We start from the raw sequence: 17,206 nt of genomic DNA on the forward strand, positions 1-17,206 counted from the left end.
TTGCGCGCTTAGCTTAGCGGATCATCTTCATCCGGTTCGCTCATTTGGTCTGCCGGGTGGCGCACGGGCGGGGCATTGGTGCGCACGGGGCGGGGGTTTTCTGTCTGCCTGCGGGTAAAGTTGCCTGCCAGAGCGGAAAGCTCCAGAAACTGGTCTGCCTGCCGGCGCAAATCATCCCCAATCAACGGTGGGGTGGAGCGCATGGAGGATACAACAGAAACCCGTGTGCCCTGCCGCTGCACGGCTTCCACCACACGGCGGAAATCAGAATCACCGCTAAACAGAATGGCGTGGTCGATATGTGGGGCCATTTCCAGCATATCCACGGCAATTTCTATGTCCATATTGCCTTTTACGCGGCGCTTGCCGGTAGAATCGGTAAATTCCCGCGCGGGTTTGGTAACAAGAAAATACCCGTTATAGGAGAGCCAGTCTGTAAGTGGCTTAAGGGGGGAGTAATCTTCTGTGTCCAAAATGGCGGCATAATAATAAGCGCGGATAATATGCGTTTTGGCGGCAAAGAAATCCAACAGCTTTTTATAGTCCACATCAAAACCAAGACTACGGGATGTAGAATACAGGCTGGAGCCATCAATGAAAAGGCAGGTCTTTTCGGTTTTCTGAAGGTTCATAGTTGGTTTCCTCTAAATACTTTGGTGTGCTGTTTTGGGCGTTACTATTAAATGGTCTGGGGTCTTTTCGGTTTTGATAGAAAGAATGGTAAGATCATTTGGTAACTATATCCATAAAATGTGGCAGAATTAGCCGCTGCGGAACGGGTTTATAACGATGCCGGAAATGAATACCAGATCAGTGCTGATAGCGATAGGTGCGAATCTTCCGCATTTGCGCTTAAGCGCCCGCCAGACGTGTGAGCAAGCCGTGCAGGCCTTGAAAAATCTGCCCCAACTAGAAGTTGAAGCTGTTTCCCGCTGGTATGAAAGTGCGCCTGTGCCTCCATCTGGGCAACCTCCTTACGTTAATGGGGTTGTGCGTTGCCGCACCACGCTGGAGCCTCTGGCTCTGCTTGATGCGCTTCAGGGGGTGGAAACGCGGTTGGGGCGCGTACGTTCCGTGCCAAATGCTGCGCGCACGCTTGATCTGGATATTATTTCCATAGACACTCTGCAAATTAACACACCGCGCCTTACGTTGCCCCACCCCCGAGCTACCCAACGCGCTTTTGTGCTGTACCCCTTGCATGATGTGGCGCCAGAGTGGAAAGACCCCGTAACCGGCAAGGGGCTGGATGCCCTGCTGCAAGGCGTTGCGGGGCAGGAAATACAGCCCGTAAAAGAATAAACTCTTCCGTAGGCGGGGCGGATGCGGTAATATACTCTTTCTGTTCCTGTAAGCATCTATAAGCTGAAACTTGTCTGGAGGCTCTCCGCAATGGCCCGCGTCACCGTTGAAGACTGTGTGGAAAAGGTCCCGAACCGTTTTGAACTGGTGGTCTATGCCGCACAGCGCGCCCGCAATATCTCTCGCGGGGAAGAGCTGACAGTTGATCGGGATAACGATAAAAACCCCGTTGTCGCTCTGCGTGAAATTGCAGACGAAACCGTCTCTCTGCCCGCTCTGCGCAATGATCTGATCCGTTCTCAGGCCCGTGAACCCGAGCCCGAACCCGTGGAAGAAGAAGTGCAGGATCTGGTTCCGACCGAGCAGAACATCTTTGGCTTGCAGGAAGTTTCTGCAGAAGAAGAAGCCGCTGATGATGTGCGGGCTATTGAGGCTGCACTTACCGGTCGCGCACGTCGGTAATTCGGGTGGCGCATACGGGCGGCGATCATTCTCCTCCGGTTCCGGTTTCCGTTAAGGACTCGGGGGAGGGCGTGTTGCAGCCTGTTAAAACAGACGCTTCTGCAGAAAAAACTGCCACACCGGCTTCCGCGCCAGAAAATGGCGGGCGAGGTGAGCTGAACTGCGAGCGTCTGGTTAACCGGGTGCTTACTTACGCACCCAAGGCGGATGTAGAAAGTATCCGCCGCGCTTTTGCGGTAGCCAGCAAAGCGCACGAAAACCAGAAGCGCGATAATGGTGACCCGTACATAATTCACCCGCTTGCCGTGGCCATGATTCTGGCCCGCTTTCGGCTGGATGTGCAGTCTATCTGCACCGCTCTGCTGCATGATACCATAGAAGATACCGGCGTTACCTACGATACGCTTAAGGCGCAGTTCGGCCCCACAGTGGCGGATCTGGTAGATGGCGTAACCAAGCTGACACGGCTGGAACTGCAATCAGACCGCACCAAGCAGGCAGAAAATTTCCGCAAGCTTGTGCTGGCTATGTCCAAGGATATCCGTGTTCTGCTGGTCAAGCTGGCAGACCGGCTGCACAACATGCGCACCCTGCATTTTGTGGAGCGGCAGGATAGGCGGCAGCGTATTGCGCGTGAAACGCTGGATATCTATGCGCCGCTGGCCGAGCGCATTGGTATGGACCGCGTTAAGACAGAGTTGCAAAACCTGTCCTTTGCGCAGCTTGAACCAGAAGCTGATGCCACCATCCGTACGCGCCTGAACTACCTGCGCGGGCAGGGTGCGGATGTTATTGAAGAAGTGCGGCGCGAACTGCTGCGCCTGTGCCATGAAGCCGGGCTGAAGAACGTTCAGGTTTCGGGGCGCGAGAAATCTCCGTATTCCATTTGGGAAAAGATGCAGCGCCGCAATGTGGCGTTTGAACAGCTTTCAGACATCATGGCTTTCCGTGTGATCGTAGACACGCGGGAGGATTGCTACATGGCGCTGGGTGCCGTGCATGCGGCCTACCCCATGATAGCCGGGCGGTTTAAGGATTATATCTCTACCCCCAAGGCCAACGGATACCAAAGCCTGCATACGGGGGTAACGCTCCGTTCCCCTCGCAACCAGAAAATTGAAGTGCAGATCCGCACGCAGGATATGCACGATGTGGCAGAAAACGGCGTGGCCGCGCACTGGGCCTATAAGGAAGGCACAGGCACGGAAGAAGGCGGCTATGGCGGCTTGCGTCGCCCGCGCTGGGTGCAAGATCTGCTGGAAATTCTGGAAGCTTCATCCGCCCCGGATGAGTTTTTGGAAAACACCAAGCTGGAGCTGTATCAGGATCAGGTTTTCTGCTTCACACCTAAAGGTCAACTTATTTCTCTGCCACGTGGGGCCACTCCGGTAGATTTTGCCTACGCCGTGCACAGCCATGTGGGTGATACCTGCGTGGGCGCCAAGATCAACGGCCGCCTGATGCCCCTGCGGCATGAGCTGGAAAACGGTGATCAGGTCGAAATCATGACGGCCCGTGGCGGCGCGCCTTCTCCTTCGTGGGAAAGGTTTGTTGTTACCGGCAAGGCGCGTGCGCGCATCCGCCGTTATGTGGCGCAGCAGCAGCGCCAGGTCTCGCTGGATGGCGGGCGTGCCGCGCTGGCTAAAGCCTTCCGTCAGGAAGGTGTGGATGGGTCTGAAAAGATTCTGGAAACCACGCTCAAGCCGCTCAAACAAAGTTCGCTTACAGATCTGTATGTGGCTGTGGGCGCAGGTAATCTGCCCGCGCGGGATGTGGTGCATACAGCGTACCCCGAACTCAAGCGCGTGCAGCGTGTGCCGCGTATGCTTTCTGGCCTGCCCGGTGTGTTGGGTACGGCTGGGCCACGGGCGCGCGGGGCAGGTGGTTCTGGCCGCCGCTCCTCCAACGCTGCGGTGCCACTGGTGGGGCTGGGTGCTGGTGTGGCTGTGCATTACGCCGCCTGCTGCCACCCTTTGCCGGGGGATAGAATTGTGGGCGTGGTGGCCACGGGCCGCGGTGTGACCATTCACACCCGCACCTGCCAGACGCTGGAAAGTTTTTCCGCAACCCCAGAACGCTTTTTGGATGTGGATTGGGATTACGATGCCATGGCCCGTTCTGGCGGGGCGGGGCAGATGCGGGTTGGCCGTATCAGCATTGTGGCGGAAAACGAGGCCGCTGTGCTGGCCAATATCACCAACTCCATTTCCAAATCCGATGCCGCGATGGTGAACCTTAAAATTGTGCATCGTCAGCTTGATTTCACGGAAATTCTTGTGGACGTGGAAGTGCGGGATCTGCGCCATCTCTCCTCGGTTATTGCCAGCCTGCGTGCTGCCCCGGGCATTACGCAGGCAGATAGGGTAAAATCATGACACTGATTTCCGCCGGGGTGGATCTGTGCGATATGCGCCGGATTGCTCAGGCTCTAGAACGGTTTGGAGATCGGTTTGCGCAGCGTGTGTTCACGCAGCAGGAGCGCGCAAAGGCGGAAAGCATATCCGGCCAGGCCCGTATAGGGTCTTATGCCAAACGCTGGGCTGCGAAAGAGGCCTGCGCAAAGGCATTGGGCACCGGCTTTGCGCAAGGGGTGGCGCATAGCCAGATAGGCGTGCAAAACCTGCCATCTGGCCAGCCAACATTGGTGCTCACCGGGGTGGCTGCGCAAAAACTGGCGCAGCTTATGCCCCCGGCACAGTGCCCCATATTGTGCTGAGCATGACGGATGAGCCCCCATACGCGTTGGCGCAGGTGCTGATATCAGCCCGCAAGGCATGAACGCCTGCTTGACATCCAGCGCCCTGCGCGGCTTGATCCGCCGGATTTTTCTTTTTTACTGAACAGCAGGAACGGGCGAGATAACGCATGAGCACACCGGAACATCCTCCCACCACCGGGGCAGGTCAGCCCGCAAAGGGCGGAAATACCGTGCTGGACTCCCTGCGCACCATTATAACGGTGGTGCTGGTGGTAACTGTGGTGCGCACCTTCCTGTTTGAATCTTTTGTGATCCCATCAGGCTCCATGATCCCAACCTTACAGGTGGGGGATTACATCTGGGTGTCCAAGTTTAGCTATGGGTATTCCAAATATTCCTTCCCGTTCTCTCCAAACCTGTTTGAAGGGCGGGTGTGGGGGGCAGAACCGCACCGGGGTGATGTGGCTGTGTTCCGCTACACCAAGGATACATCGGTTGATTACATCAAGCGCATTGTCGGCCTGCCGGGGGACCATATCCGCGTTACAAATGGCCATCTTATTCTAAACGGGCAGGAAGTGCCGTGCCTGAACCCCCATACCTACACCACGCGGGATGAAACGCAGGTGGATATGGAAGGCGAAGCCTGCACAGAGCAACTGCCCGGCAGCGCCAATGGCACGGTGGTCAAGCACGATATCCTTAAGCTGACGGATGAAGGCCCGCAGAACAACACGCCCGAATATGTTGTGCCGCCCGGTTACTTTTTTGCTATGGGTGATAACAGGGATGATAGCGCAGATAGCCGCTTTATGGGTGATGGCCCCAAGGATCTGGGTTTTGTGCCCATGGAAAATCTGGTCGGCCGGGCGCAGCGTATTTTCTTCTCGGTTCAGTCTTCTCACCCGTTCTGGCAGGTCTGGTACTGGCCAGTTGAAATCCGTTGGGCGCGCATTCTGCGGGGCGTATCGTGAGAAAACCAAGCAATATTTCCGATGCCGCACGCTTTCGGTTAGAAGAGCTGGAAGTGCGTCTGGGTTATCGCTTTGTTAATCCTGATCTGTTGCAGGAGGCACTGACGCATCGTTCTGCCGCGCACCAGAAAGCAGGCGGGCGTAAGCGCCAGAAAGCCAAGGGCGCTGGCTCTAATGAGCGGCTGGAATTTATAGGGGACCGCGTTCTGGGCCTGCTGATGGCGGAATGGCTGCTAGAGCGCTTTCCAAACGAGCAGGAAGGTGCTTTGGGGTCTCGGCTGGCGCATCTGGTCTCCCGCGTTTCCTTGGCGGAAATTGCGGATAGGCTGGATCTGCCGCAGTCTCTTACCGTGGCTGCGCATGAAGCCCGCGCAGGTGTGCAAACTGCCGCCAATGTGGTGGCCGATGCGCTGGAAGCCGTGCTGGGCGCAGTTTTTCTGGATGGCGGGCTGGAGCCTGCACGCCAGATGGTGCGGGATTGGTGGCGATCTGCGCTGGATGCACAGGCCCACCCGCCCAAAGACCCCAAAACCGCGTTGCAGGAATGGGTGCTTGGCCGCGGGCAAAGCCTGCCTGTGTATGAAACAATAGGGGCGGATGGCCCTTCTCACGCACCGCTGTTTGTGGTGCGCGTTACGGCAGGCGGCCTGTTTGGTGAAGGCCGGGCAGGCAGCAAACGTGCTGCGGAAAGTGCCGCCGCCGCTGATTTACTAGAAAAACTGGAGGGGTAGCCCAGCATGGCTGATGATACCACGCGCTGCGGTTTTGCTGCCCTTGTGGGGGCGCCAAACGCAGGCAAATCAACACTTCTTAACCGCATGGCGGGTGCCAAGTTATCCATTGTGTCACCCAAAGCGCAAACCACGCGTTTTCGGGTTCTGGGCATTCTTATGCGCGGGCACAGCCAGATTCTGCTGGTAGACACACCGGGAATTTTCCGCCCGCGCCGTAAGCTGGACCGCGCTATGGTGGCCGCAGCGTGGACGGGTGCAGAAGATGCAGACATCACACTGCTGCTGGTAGATGCCCGCAGCGGCCTGACAGAAGCCGTGCAGACCATTATTGAGCGTCTGGCAGAAACCAAGCGCAAGGTTTGGCTGGTGCTGAACAAGACCGATCTTGTGCCCGCCACGGCCCTGTTGCCGCTTACGGCGTCCATTACGGAAAAACTGCCGGTTGAGCACGTGTTTATGGTGAGCGCACGCACCGGCAATGGTGTGGAAGACCTGCTGGACAAGCTGGCTGCAAGCCTGCCCGAAGGCCCGTACCTGTACCCAGAAGATGATCTGACAGACCTGCCAGACAGGCTTTTGGCTGCCGAACTGGTGCGTGAGCAGATTTTTATGCAAACGCATGAAGAAGTGCCCTACAGCGCCACGGTGGAAACCGAAAGTTATAAGGAGCGGCCAGATGGATCTGTGCGTATAGATGCTACCATCTATGTGTCCCGCGCGGGGCATAAGGCTATTCTGATTGGCAATGGCGGGCAGAAAATCCGCCAGATTGGAGAACGCGCGCGCAAGCAGCTTTCCAGCCTGCTCGAACGCCCCTGCCACCTGTTTCTGAACGTAAAGGAACGCGGCGGATGGGATGAAGAGCGCGCCCGCCTACGCGCCATTGGTCTGGACGACGTGCCATAAACTACCGCATGGGCGCTTGTGGCCGTGCGCCATGAAGGATAAGAGGGGGCGATCTCGCCGTATCTGCATACGGTGTGGGATCTGTGTGGGACTTTCTGCAAGATCGAGGGCCAATGACTGCTTCTGTAGGCGAAAAGCCAAGCCGTAAACGCGTGTTGCTCAAGGTATCGGGGGAAGCCCTGATGGGCAATGGCGCCTTCGGAGTGGATCAGCAGACGGTAGAACGCATTGCCCATGATATTGGCCAAGTCGTGCGTTCTGGCACAGAAGTGTGCCTTGTTGTGGGGGGTGGCAACATCTTCCGCGGGCTGGCCGCCGCCGCCAAGGGCATGGACCGTGCGCAGGGTGATTACGCCGGTATGCTGGCCACCGTTATTAACGCGCTGCTGCTGCAAAACGCGCTAGAGCGCGAGCAGATTGCAACGCGGGTAATGTCCGCCATCCATATGTCTTCCATTGCGGAGCCATATATCCGCCGCCGCGCCGTGCGGCATATGGAAAAAGGGCGTGTGGTTATTTTTGCTGCGGGCACAGGCAACCCGTTCTTTACCACGGATACAGCCGCTGCCCTGCGCGCCGCGGAAATGGAATGCGACATGCTGCTGAAAGGCACGCAGGTAGATGGCGTTTATTCCGCAGACCCCAAAAAAGACCCCACCGCCAAGCGTTATGAAGAGCTGACATACATGGACGTGCTGGCCAACCAGCTAAACGTGATGGATGCCGCCGCCATTAGCCTTGCGCGTGAAAACCGTCTGCCTATCATTGTTTTCAATATTGGCGAGGAAGGGGCCTTCCCGCGTGTGATGCGCAATGAAGGGCCTTTCACACGGATTATCGAAGCCGCCTGAAAAGCGCCGCATCATTCTGGCACCCTATGCCGCCAGAATGACCGACAAACTGAACGGGGCATGTAAGGCCATGCCCTGCTGTAGGATGCAACGGGAGAAAACACCGTGTCTGACTTGAATGCTCTGCTGGATGACCTAAAGCGCCGTATGGATGGCGCGCTGGATAGCCTGCGCCGTGATTTTTCTGGCCTGCGCTCTGGCCGCGCCAGCCCGGCTTTGCTGGAACCTGTGCGGGTGGAAGCTTATGGTGGTGAAGTGCCGCTCACACAGGTTGGCTCCATTGCCGTGCCAGAAGCACGTATGATTACCGTGCAGGTGTGGGATCGCGCACTGGCTGGCGCTGTAGAACGCGCTATCCGTGATTCCGGCCTGGGCCTGAACCCGGCAGGGGAAGGGCAGACCATCCGCGTGCCCATTCCGCAGCTTACAGAAGAACGCCGTAACGAGCTGGCAAAAGCTGCCGCCCGTTATGCAGAAGGCGGCAAGGTGGCCGTGCGTGGCGTGCGCCGTGATGGCATGGACAAAGCCAAGGGTTTCGAAAAGAAAGGTGAAATCAGCCAGGACGATGTTAAAACCTGGTCTGACGCCATTCAGAAACTGACAGACCAGTACGTGAAAAAAATTGATGATATGCTGGCCGATAAAGACAAGGAAATCAAACAGGTCTGAGGCAGTATTGGGGCTTCTTCGGATGTGTTTGTGCACGTTAATGGGGTGGAACCCTGCCTGTTATGTCCACGCGGCTAGCTGATAAAAAACCGGCAATTCCAACCCATGTTGCTGTCATCATGGATGGAAACGGGCGCTGGGCGCGCGAACGTGGTCTGCCGCGCCTTGCCGGGCACAGGGCAGGGGCGGAAGCCGTGGCCCGTTGCGTGCGCGCAGCCATGCAGCGTGGTGTGGCGTATTTAACGCTGTACGCATTCTCATCAGAAAACTGGGCACGGGGGCAGGAGGAGGTTTCAGACCTCACCGGTCTTTTGCGGTATTACCTGCGCCACAAGGTGCGTGAACTGCATAAGGAAGGCGTGCGCCTGCGCTTTATTGGTGATCTGGCCCGCTTTGATGACAGCTTGCGAGAGGAACTGGCACAGGCCGAATCCTTAACCCGCGGCAATAGCAAGCTTACGCTTATTCTGGCGCTTTCTTATGGTGGGCGGCTGGATATTGTGCAGGCGGCACAGCGTTTGGCGCAGGAGGTCAAGGATGGCCGCATTGCGCCAGAGCAGATTACAGAAAGCGTATTCAGCAACTTTTTATGGACCAGCGGCGTGCCAGACCCCGATGTGGTGGTGCGCACCAGTGGCGAATGTCGGCTTTCCAACTTTCTGCTGTGGCAGAGCGCGTATGCTGAGCTGGTGTTTCTGAACGTGTTCTGGCCCGATTTTAACGAACGACATTTTGCTATGGTGCTAGATCAATACGCCCAGCGAGAACGGCGTTTTGGCGCACGCCCTCAAGGCCCGGCATGAGCACAAACGCGCAGGATACCTCAGCATGGCGTGATCTGCGCCCGCGGCTTATGTCTGCCGCTGTGCTGGTGGCTGTGGCCGGTACATGCATTGGCTTGGGTGGCTTGGCGTATGATGCCCTTATTCTGGGCATGATGGGCGGCATGGCGGTAGAGGCCGCAACCTTGTTTGGGCTTTCCATTAAAAGCTGGCGCGGCGTGCTGTATATGCTGTGGGCTATTTGTGCCGGGCTTTCTGCGGCTACCGGGCATTGGGCTTATTTTATTGTTTTTTGCCTCAGCTCTCTGGTGTTTGGTGCCCCGCTTTGCGCCATTATGTGCGTGATTATTCTGGCAGGCACGGCGCTGCTATGGTTGCGGCAGGCCAGCTTCTGGCCCGTTCTGTTTGTGATTGCCGTTGTGGTGGCCAGCGATAGTTCGGCCTATGTGGCGGGGCGCATTTTTGGAGGCCCCAAGCTGGCACCGCGTATCTCTCCGGGTAAAACGCGCTCCGGTGCTGTTGGCGGTTTGGTGGGCGCTGTGGCAACCGGCGGTATTGTTGCCACACTTTCCGGCTTAGGTGGCATGGGTTCCGCACTGGTATGGGGGGGGATCTTGGGTATTTCCGCCCAAGCAGGAGATCTGGCCGAAAGCGCAATGAAGCGCGCCTTGGGCGTAAAGGATTCGGGTAAGCTGCTGCCGGGGCATGGTGGCCTGCTGGATCGGTTTGATGGGTTGGTGGTGGCTGCACCTGTGGCGGCACTGGTTTCTGTATGTGCGGGGGCTTCCATGCCATTTTGGGCAGTAGGCGCACGCACCATTTTAAGGGCTCTGGCAGGCCATCTGCCGGGGTAGGGCCAATGGGTGGTGTGGCTGCCTGTTGGGCGGCCTGCCGCCGTTTGTATTTTCAGGTTTGGAAAGACGTTAAGCATGAGAACCGTAACCGTTCTGGGCAGCACTGGCAGCATTGGCTGTTCAACCGTAGATCTGCTGGAGCAGGCGCGAGACCAGTTTCGGGTGCGGGCGCTTGTGGGGGGCAAAAATGCTGCCAAACTGGCAGAGCAGGCCCGTAGCCTACAAGCGGAACTGGCTGTTCTGGCTGATGAAAGCGCGTTTGAAGAACTGAAGACCCTGCTGGCAGGCAGTGGCACAAAAGTTGCCTGTGGCCGTCAGGCGGTGATTGATGCCGCAGCCCTTCCGGCAGATTGGACAATGGCCGCCATTACAGGCGCTGCGGGGCTGGAACCCACGCTGGCTGCCGTTAAAAACGGCAAAAGCATTGCACTGGCCAACAAGGAAGCCTTGGTGTGCGCCGGTGATGTAATGCTGCGTGCCGTAAAGGAAGCGGGCGCGACACTGCTGCCTGTGGATTCTGAGCACAATGCTGTTTTTCAGGCCATGGCTGATCGGCAGATCGATCAGGTTGAAAAAATTATTCTCACGGCTTCTGGTGGCCCATTTCGCACCTCCACGCTGGAAGAAATGCGCGTAGCCACCCGTGCGCAGGCGCTTAAGCACCCAACATGGAGCATGGGGGCCAAAATTAGCATCGATTCTGCCAGCATGTTTAACAAGGGGCTGGAAGTTATTGAGGCCGCCCGTATCTTTAATCTGCCGGAAGACAAAATTGATGTGCTGGTGCATCCGCAATCTGTGGTGCACGGCATGGTGCAGTACACAGATGGCAGCCTGATTGCCCAGATGGGCTCTGCTGATATGCGTATCCCCATCGCACATACGCTGGCTTGGCCGCAGCGTATGGCCACGACGTCTCCTCAGTTGGATCTGGCGGCTTTTGGTAAGCTGGAATTTTATGCGCCGGATGAAGTGCGCTTTCCAGCACTCCGCCTTGCGCGTGAGGCACTGCGTAAGGGTGGGGCCGCACCTGCCATCCTTTCCGCGGCTAACGAAATTGCGGTTGATGCCTTTCTGCACGAACAGATCGGCTTTTTGGATATTTCCCGCATTGTGGAAGAAGTTATGGTGGCGCTTGGCGCACCGCCAGCAGATACGCTGGACGCCGTGCTGCATTGGGATGCTGAGGCACGCCGTGCCGCACAGCGCCTGATTCCCGTTCACGCGGCTTGAGAAAACGCAGCCCCCAGCCGATATCGGAAGAATGATGATACACGATTACCTGCGTACACTGCTTTCCTTCGTTTTCGTGCTGGGTGTGTTGGTGAGCTTTCACGAACTTGGCCACTATCTGGCGGCCAAGTGGCGTGGCGTGCATGTTGAGGTGTTCTCGCTTGGGTTTGGCCCGGCCTTGTTCCGCTGGCGCGATAAATCCGGCACGGAATGGCGTATCTGCCCCATTCCTTTGGGTGGTTACGTGCGCCCCCACGGGTTTGAAGACCCCGAAGACGCGACCCCAGAGCAAAAAGCTGCGTGGATAAAGGGCCGTACCTTTCACGATAAATCGGTTTTTTCCCGCGCTATTGTTATTCTGGCAGGCCCGATTTTTAACTTCATTTTGGCCTTTGTGCTGTTTGCTGTGCTGTTTGCCACAACAGGCCAGCCGCATGTGCGCGATCAGATTGCAACCGTTATGCCAAATGGCGCGGCGGCTGTGGCTGGTGTGCAACAGGGCGATGTCATTCAGCGTATCGGCAGCCATGATGTTACCGGCGTGGAAGATATTCAGGCCTCCATTTCCACGCAGGCTGGGGCACAAACCACGCTCACCGTAAAACGTGGCGAACAGAGCGTGACGTTGCCCATTACCATCGGCAAGGCCCCGGATTCGACTCCTCAAAAGCCGCATGGTCAGCTTGGTATTATTTTTGCCACGGAAGTTGGTAAGCCACTGCCATTTCCGCAGGCTGTGGTGGCGGGCGTAAAAGCCACATGGAACGCCAGCGTGCAAACGCTGGATGGCGTGTGGCAGATTCTAACCGGCCAGCATACAGCCAAAGATTTGGGCGGTCCGCTCAAGATTGCGCAACTTTCCGGGCAGGTGGCGCAGTATGGGTTTGCCAGCCTGTTGTCCTTTATGGCGCTGCTCTCTGTTAACCTTGGGCTGATTAATCTCTTCCCCGTGCCGCTTCTTGATGGTGGACGTCTGGTTTTTTATGCCATAGAGGCAATAAGAGGCCGCCCGGTTTCCAAGCGGGTGCAAGAGATCAGTTTTCAGGTTGGTTTTGCATTGCTTGCGGGCCTGTTCCTGTTCTCCACGTTCAATGACCTTTCAGGTTTTGGCCTGTTCAGGTGGATTGCTTCGCTTGTAGGATGAATGACGGCGGGAACAGGAAGGGAAGTGCTTGCGTGACAGGGGTGATTTCGGATACCTCCCGTTGCGGGCGGAATGAGAACGGAAGATGGGCTTTCGTACGAAAAGCGACCCGGATGGAAGGAAGCAGATCTTGACGGGTAAGCGTTCAGCCCTGTTCGTTTCTGTCTGTGTGCTACCTTTTGTGATGGTGGATGGCAGACAGGCATCCGCCGCAGCAACAGAAGGTACAAGTGCCGCCGCACCTGCTGCGGTGGTGGCGCCATCCCGCGCCATACATGCGCGCACGCCGCGCCTTTCCGAATCCACATCATCTGTTGCGCCTACGGGCGGATATATTGAAGATATCCGGGTATCGGGTAACACCCGTATCGAAACCAACACCGTGCTGTCCTATATGGTTGCGCGCGTGGGGGACCCGTTCAGTCAGGATGATCTGGATCGTTCGCTCAAAACTCTTTACGCCACCGGCCTGTTCAAGGATGTTACGCTGCGCCGTGATGGCAACATCCTGCTGGTGCGCCTGAAGGAAAACCCCATCGTCAACCGTATCGTGTTCGAGGGGAACCACGCCGCTAAGGATGAAGACCTGCGAAAGGTGCTGGCTTTGCGCCCGCGTGCAGTGTTCTCGGCCGAAACCACGGCGGATGATCGGCAGCGTATTCTGGAAGTGTACGCCCAGAAGGCCCGCTTTGCTGCGGTGGTAACGCCACAGATTATCAAGCTGGCGCATAACCGTGTGGATGTGGTTTTCCAGATTAACGAAGGGCCGCAGACACTTATCAGCAAGATTGCGTTTGTAGGCAACAAGGCGTACAGCGAATCCAGTCTGGCAGGCGTTGTTTCTTCCAAGGAAACAGCTTGGTACCACTTCCTGTCCTCATCCGATGAGTACAACCCCGAACGTATTAAATACGATGCGGAATTGCTGCGCCGGTTTTACCTGCGCAACGGGTTTGTGGATTTTCAGATCAAGGACGTAAAAGGCGAGCTCTCGCCGGATCGGAAGTCTTTCTACGTCACCTTCACGATGGATGAAGGTGTGCGTTACCGTTTGGGTAAGGTGGATATCCGCTCCAGCCTGCGCCATGTGCCAGCTAAATCTTTGCGTAAGTATGTCGAGCTGTTCCCGCATCAGTGGTACGATGGCAAGGCCGTGCAGGATAACGCTACGGATATGGAGGAAATCCTCCAGGCCGAAGGGCATCCGTTTGCACAAGTACGCCCCACCATTGCTCGCAATCCGGAAAAGCGGATAGTCAACCTGCTGTTTGATGTGAGCGAAGGCCCACGCCATTACGTTGAGCGTATTGATGTGAACGGCAACACCATCACGCAGGATAATGTGGTCCGCCGTCAGTTGCCGTTTGCTGAGGGTGACCCCTATACCACCAGCTACAAGAAATACGCCAAGGAAGCTGTGCAGGATCTGGGCTTCTTTAAGAGCGTGGATGTTTCCACCGCTCAGGGTTCTACGCCTGATCGCACCAACGTTGCGGTGAACGTGGTGGAAAAACCCACCGGGGAATTCTCGCTTGGTGGCGGTTACTCAACCGACGTGGGTGTGATCGGTAACGTTGGGCTAAAACAGCATAACCTGCTGGGCACCGGGGTTGATGCCGGGTTCTCTGGCACCGTTTCGCAGTGGCAAAAACAGGCGGATATCTCCATCACCAACCCTGCATTTATGGGGCGCAACCTTGTTGCCGGTGCGGATATCTTCTTTGTTGAAAACAACTACCAGACCTATCAGAACTATTCTGAAGGGCGCTACGGTATCACCCTGCGTATGGGGTATTCGTACAACCGGTATCTGTCCCAATCCTGGAACTACAGCCTGATCCGCCGTTGGGTGGGTGATACATGGGATCAGTCCTCCTACTACGTGTTGGATCAGAAGGGTAAGTCTTTGCTCTCGCAGCTGAGCACCACCCTTATGTATGATACGCGTGATAACCGCATGGCGCCGCATAGTGGGTACTATGTGTCTGTTGGCGGTGACTTTGCCGGTATTGGTGGCGATGAAAAATACGTCCGCGGTAAGGTTAACGGGGCGTACTATGTGCCGTTGGATGATATTACCAACAGCCATAGCTGGACATTCATGGTGCGCGGTGGCGCCGGGTACATGGCTGACTGGGGTAATGGCCGCCACGATATTATTGATAACTTCTATCTGGGTGGTAACAACCTGCGCGGCTTCTTGGATGGTGGTGCAGGCCCGCGTAGTGTGGGTATCCTCAACCATTCGTCCGAAGATCTGTTGGGTGGGCGCTTTATGTATAATGCTTCCGCCCAGCTTAACTTCCCTATTCCGTTCCTGTCTGACATGGGTATTGGCGGGCGTGCGTTTGTGGATACAGGGAGTGTCGCTGGTTTGCGTGTGAAGCGCCTTTATACAAGCAAGGCGAATGATGGTATCTATTACACGCCTGTCAGCGGTGATACATTGCGCCCACGTGTAAGTGCTGGTGCTGGTTTTTCATGGAAAAGTCCGTTTGGTTTGCTGAACATCGATCTGGGTGTGCCAGTTATGCGGAGCCATAATGACCGCACGCAGCTCCTTCGCTTTGGCTTCGGCCAGCAATTCTGAGGTAATGATGCGTTTTTCCACCAGAACTGCCCTGCTGGGGGCTGTTGTCCTGTCTTTCTCTTCGGCTTTTGTGCCTTGTGCACAGGCGCAGAATGGAGGCGGGTGGTTTGTGCCCAAAACCCAGCAGCCTGCTGCACAGGCTCCGGCACAGCATCCGGCTGCGGCCCGTCGCGCTCCCGCTCCGGTGCAGTTGCCCGCACCGCCAGCAGATAGCCAGGAAGCAGATCAGGCTCCGCCCGTACTGCCGTTGCCGCCTATTCCATCTGCGCCAGAAGTTGCCAAGGAAGCTCCGCCGCCCACAACAGTTATTGGCGTAATTAGCGTTGGCGGCGTTATGCGTCAGTCTTCCGCAGCCATGCAGGTTGAACGTACTTTGGGTGGCCGCCGTGATGAACTGGCGCAGGATCTCCAGAAGGAACAGGCTGGCTGGCGTGATGAACAGCAGAAACTTCAGGCACAGGCCAAGTCTCTGACATCCGAGCAGATTCAGACGCGTGAACGCAGCTTGCAAGCCCGCGTGATGAAAGCGCAGCGCGATTTCCGTAACCGCAACCGCATCATTCAGGAAGCAGCACAGGTTTCCTTGGGCCAGATTGAACGTGAGCTGGTGCAGGTTATCCAGAAAGTGGCTGCCGCACATGGCATGAACCTTGTGCTGCATAGCGAGCAGGTGGCCCTGCATGTTGATGGGCAGGATATCACCAACGAAGTAGCCGTGCAGCTAAACAAGATTCTGCCGTCTGTATTCATTCCAGAAGCTAATGTAGACCCCGAAGAACTGGCTAAATCTGGCAAAATGCCCACAACGGCAGATGCAGATCAAGGCCCGCGCACAGGTCCGGCTCCAGTAGTGGCACCGGCAGCCGGGCAGCAGTAATCGTGGCTGAGGGTACAACATTTTCCGGGCCGGCAGACCCGCGTTTTTTCACCCGGGCGGGGCCGTTTGATGCGGCCACGCTGGCTGAAACCGCTGGGGCGGAACTGGTGCTGCCTAAAGCCGGTGCCCTGCCAGAAAAAGGCTTTGTGGGTATTGCGCCGCTACAGGCCGCAGGCCTGCATGATGTCAGCTTTCTGGATAACCGCCGGTATGCCCCTTTGCTGGAGCAAACCAAGGCCGGGCTGGTGATTGTTGCACCTGCTTTTGCAGATAAGGTGCCTGCCGGGTGTGCCGCACTGGTAACGGGCACGCCGTATCTGGCGTGGTCTCGCATTGCGCGGTTGTTTCACCCACGGGTGCCAGCGCGTGCGGGGGTGCATCCTTCAGCATGTATAGATCCCACAGCCAGCATAGACCCCACGGCAGAAATTGGGCCGTTTGTGGTGGTTGGGGCCAAGGCGGAAATTGGGCCGGGTTGTATTATCGGTTCTCACGCCGTGGTAGGGGATGGCGTGCAGCTTGCGCAGGATTGTCGCATTGGCAGCCATGTTACACTCTCCCACGCTGTGTTGGGCGAACGGGTTATTATTCTGCCTGGCTCCCGCATTGGGCAGGATGGGTTTGGTTTTGCAGTTGGCCCGCAAGGGTTTGAAACCGTGCCGCAGCTTGGCCGCGTGGTGCTGGAAAACGATGTAGAAATTGGCGCTAACAGCACAATTGACCGTGGTTCGGTGAATGATACGGTTATTGGTGCAGGATCACGTCTCGACAATCTGGTGCAGATCGGCCACAACGCCCGTCTGGGGCGGTGTTGTATTGTGGTTTCGCAGGCCGGGATCTCTGGCTCCACCGTGCTGGAAGACTATGTAACAATTGCCGCGCAGGCTGGCCTTATCGGGCATATCCGCATTGGTGCAAAGGCGCGTATTGGCGCGCAATGTGGCGTAATGTCGGATATAGAAGGCGGCGCGGATGTTATTGGCAGCCCAGCTATGCCGTTCAGGGAATTTTTCCGGAACGTAGCGGTATTGCGCAAGCTGGCAAAAAAAGCGTCTGGATCGGCCAAGAACGGTTCGGACAAGGGATAAACTAAGGTCGGTGCTTGTTACCGGCGCAAAGGGTGGTTTCGG

Annotated in this window: 16 protein-coding genes and 1 pseudogene; 16 read left to right on the forward strand and 1 reads right to left on the reverse strand. The window is 56.8% G+C overall.

The window, feature by feature from the left end:
• Window positions 1-8: 8 nt before the first annotated feature.
• Window positions 9-632: an NYN domain-containing protein gene (locus DS739_RS03425; protein WP_006116363.1), complete on the reverse strand. Its 624-nt coding sequence runs from the start codon at window positions 630-632 to the stop codon at window positions 9-11.
• Window positions 633-789: 157 nt separating this feature from the next.
• Between DS739_RS03425 and folK the strand changes: the two genes are divergently transcribed.
• The 16 genes and pseudogenes from folK to lpxD all read left to right on the forward strand — a co-directional run bounded on the left by folK (window position 790) and on the right by lpxD (window position 17,164).
• Window positions 790-1,302, forward strand: a complete 513-nt coding sequence (gene folK, locus DS739_RS03430) for a 2-amino-4-hydroxy-6-hydroxymethyldihydropteridine diphosphokinase (protein ID WP_035354129.1) — start codon at window positions 790-792, stop codon at window positions 1,300-1,302.
• Between the two features lie 90 nt (window positions 1,303-1,392).
• Window positions 1,393-1,764: a DNA-directed RNA polymerase subunit omega gene (gene rpoZ, locus DS739_RS03435; RefSeq protein WP_003622533.1), complete on the forward strand. Its 372-nt coding sequence runs from the start codon at window positions 1,393-1,395 to the stop codon at window positions 1,762-1,764.
• Between the two features lie 5 nt (window positions 1,765-1,769).
• Window positions 1,770-4,139, forward strand: a complete 2,370-nt coding sequence (locus DS739_RS03440) for a bifunctional (p)ppGpp synthetase/guanosine-3',5'-bis(diphosphate) 3'-pyrophosphohydrolase (RefSeq protein ID WP_006116361.1) — start codon at window positions 1,770-1,772, stop codon at window positions 4,137-4,139.
• A pseudogene (acpS, locus tag DS739_RS03445) lies at window positions 4,136-4,542 on the forward strand (holo-ACP synthase). The gene DS739_RS03440 and the pseudogene acpS overlap by 4 nt, the downstream one beginning before the upstream one ends.
• Before the next feature lie 87 nt (window positions 4,543-4,629).
• The gene (gene lepB / locus DS739_RS03450) at window positions 4,630-5,436 is read left to right on the forward strand and encodes a signal peptidase I (protein WP_006116359.1); all 807 of its coding nucleotides are present in this window, start codon (window positions 4,630-4,632) and stop codon (window positions 5,434-5,436) included.
• 14 nt (window positions 5,437-5,450) lie between these two features.
• Complete coding sequence (rnc, locus tag DS739_RS03455) at window positions 5,451-6,167, forward strand: ribonuclease III (protein WP_035354288.1); 717 nt, start codon at window positions 5,451-5,453, stop codon at window positions 6,165-6,167.
• Between the two features lie 6 nt (window positions 6,168-6,173).
• Entirely contained in the window at window positions 6,174-7,076 is a 903-nt protein-coding gene (gene era, locus DS739_RS03460; RefSeq protein WP_003622545.1) for a GTPase Era, read from the forward strand.
• Between the two features lie 113 nt (window positions 7,077-7,189).
• On the forward strand, window positions 7,190-7,927 hold the full coding sequence (pyrH, locus tag DS739_RS03465) for a UMP kinase (protein WP_035354124.1): 738 nt from the start codon (window positions 7,190-7,192) through the stop codon (window positions 7,925-7,927).
• Window positions 7,928-8,074: 147 nt separating this feature from the next.
• Window positions 8,075-8,596, forward strand: coding sequence for a ribosome recycling factor (gene frr, locus DS739_RS03470; protein ID WP_044583078.1), 522 nt, complete (start codon window positions 8,075-8,077; stop codon window positions 8,594-8,596).
• A 62-nt stretch (window positions 8,597-8,658) separates the two neighbouring features.
• Window positions 8,659-9,399 carry a polyprenyl diphosphate synthase gene (uppS, locus tag DS739_RS03475; protein ID WP_006116355.1) on the forward strand — a complete coding sequence of 247 codons (741 nt, stop codon included), beginning with the start codon at window positions 8,659-8,661 and terminating at the stop codon, window positions 9,397-9,399.
• Window positions 9,396-10,232 carry a phosphatidate cytidylyltransferase gene (locus DS739_RS03480; protein WP_006116354.1) on the forward strand — a complete coding sequence of 279 codons (837 nt, stop codon included), beginning with the start codon at window positions 9,396-9,398 and terminating at the stop codon, window positions 10,230-10,232. The genes uppS and DS739_RS03480 overlap by 4 nt, the downstream gene beginning before the upstream one ends.
• A gap of 75 nt (window positions 10,233-10,307) precedes the next feature.
• On the forward strand, window positions 10,308-11,465 hold the full coding sequence (locus DS739_RS03485; RefSeq protein ID WP_035354121.1) for a 1-deoxy-D-xylulose-5-phosphate reductoisomerase: 1,158 nt from the start codon (window positions 10,308-10,310) through the stop codon (window positions 11,463-11,465).
• 31 nt (window positions 11,466-11,496) lie between these two features.
• A complete protein-coding gene (gene rseP / locus DS739_RS03490; protein WP_006116351.1) occupies window positions 11,497-12,609 on the forward strand; it encodes an RIP metalloprotease RseP in 1,113 nt (370 codons plus the stop codon).
• Window positions 12,610-12,694: 85 nt separating this feature from the next.
• Window positions 12,695-15,199, forward strand: coding sequence for an outer membrane protein assembly factor BamA (gene bamA, locus DS739_RS03495; RefSeq protein WP_006116350.1), 2,505 nt, complete (start codon window positions 12,695-12,697; stop codon window positions 15,197-15,199).
• Between the two features lie 4 nt (window positions 15,200-15,203).
• Window positions 15,204-16,076 carry an OmpH family outer membrane protein gene (locus tag DS739_RS03500; RefSeq protein ID WP_006116349.1) on the forward strand — a complete coding sequence of 291 codons (873 nt, stop codon included), beginning with the start codon at window positions 15,204-15,206 and terminating at the stop codon, window positions 16,074-16,076.
• Window positions 16,077-16,078: 2 nt separating this feature from the next.
• Window positions 16,079-17,164, forward strand: coding sequence for a UDP-3-O-(3-hydroxymyristoyl)glucosamine N-acyltransferase (lpxD, locus tag DS739_RS03505; RefSeq protein ID WP_006116348.1), 1,086 nt, complete (start codon window positions 16,079-16,081; stop codon window positions 17,162-17,164).
• Window positions 17,165-17,206 lie beyond the last annotated feature (42 nt).

Source organism: Acetobacter sp. JWB (genome assembly GCF_003323795.1).
Classification (GTDB): Bacteria; Pseudomonadota; Alphaproteobacteria; order Acetobacterales; family Acetobacteraceae; genus Acetobacter; species Acetobacter oryzifermentans.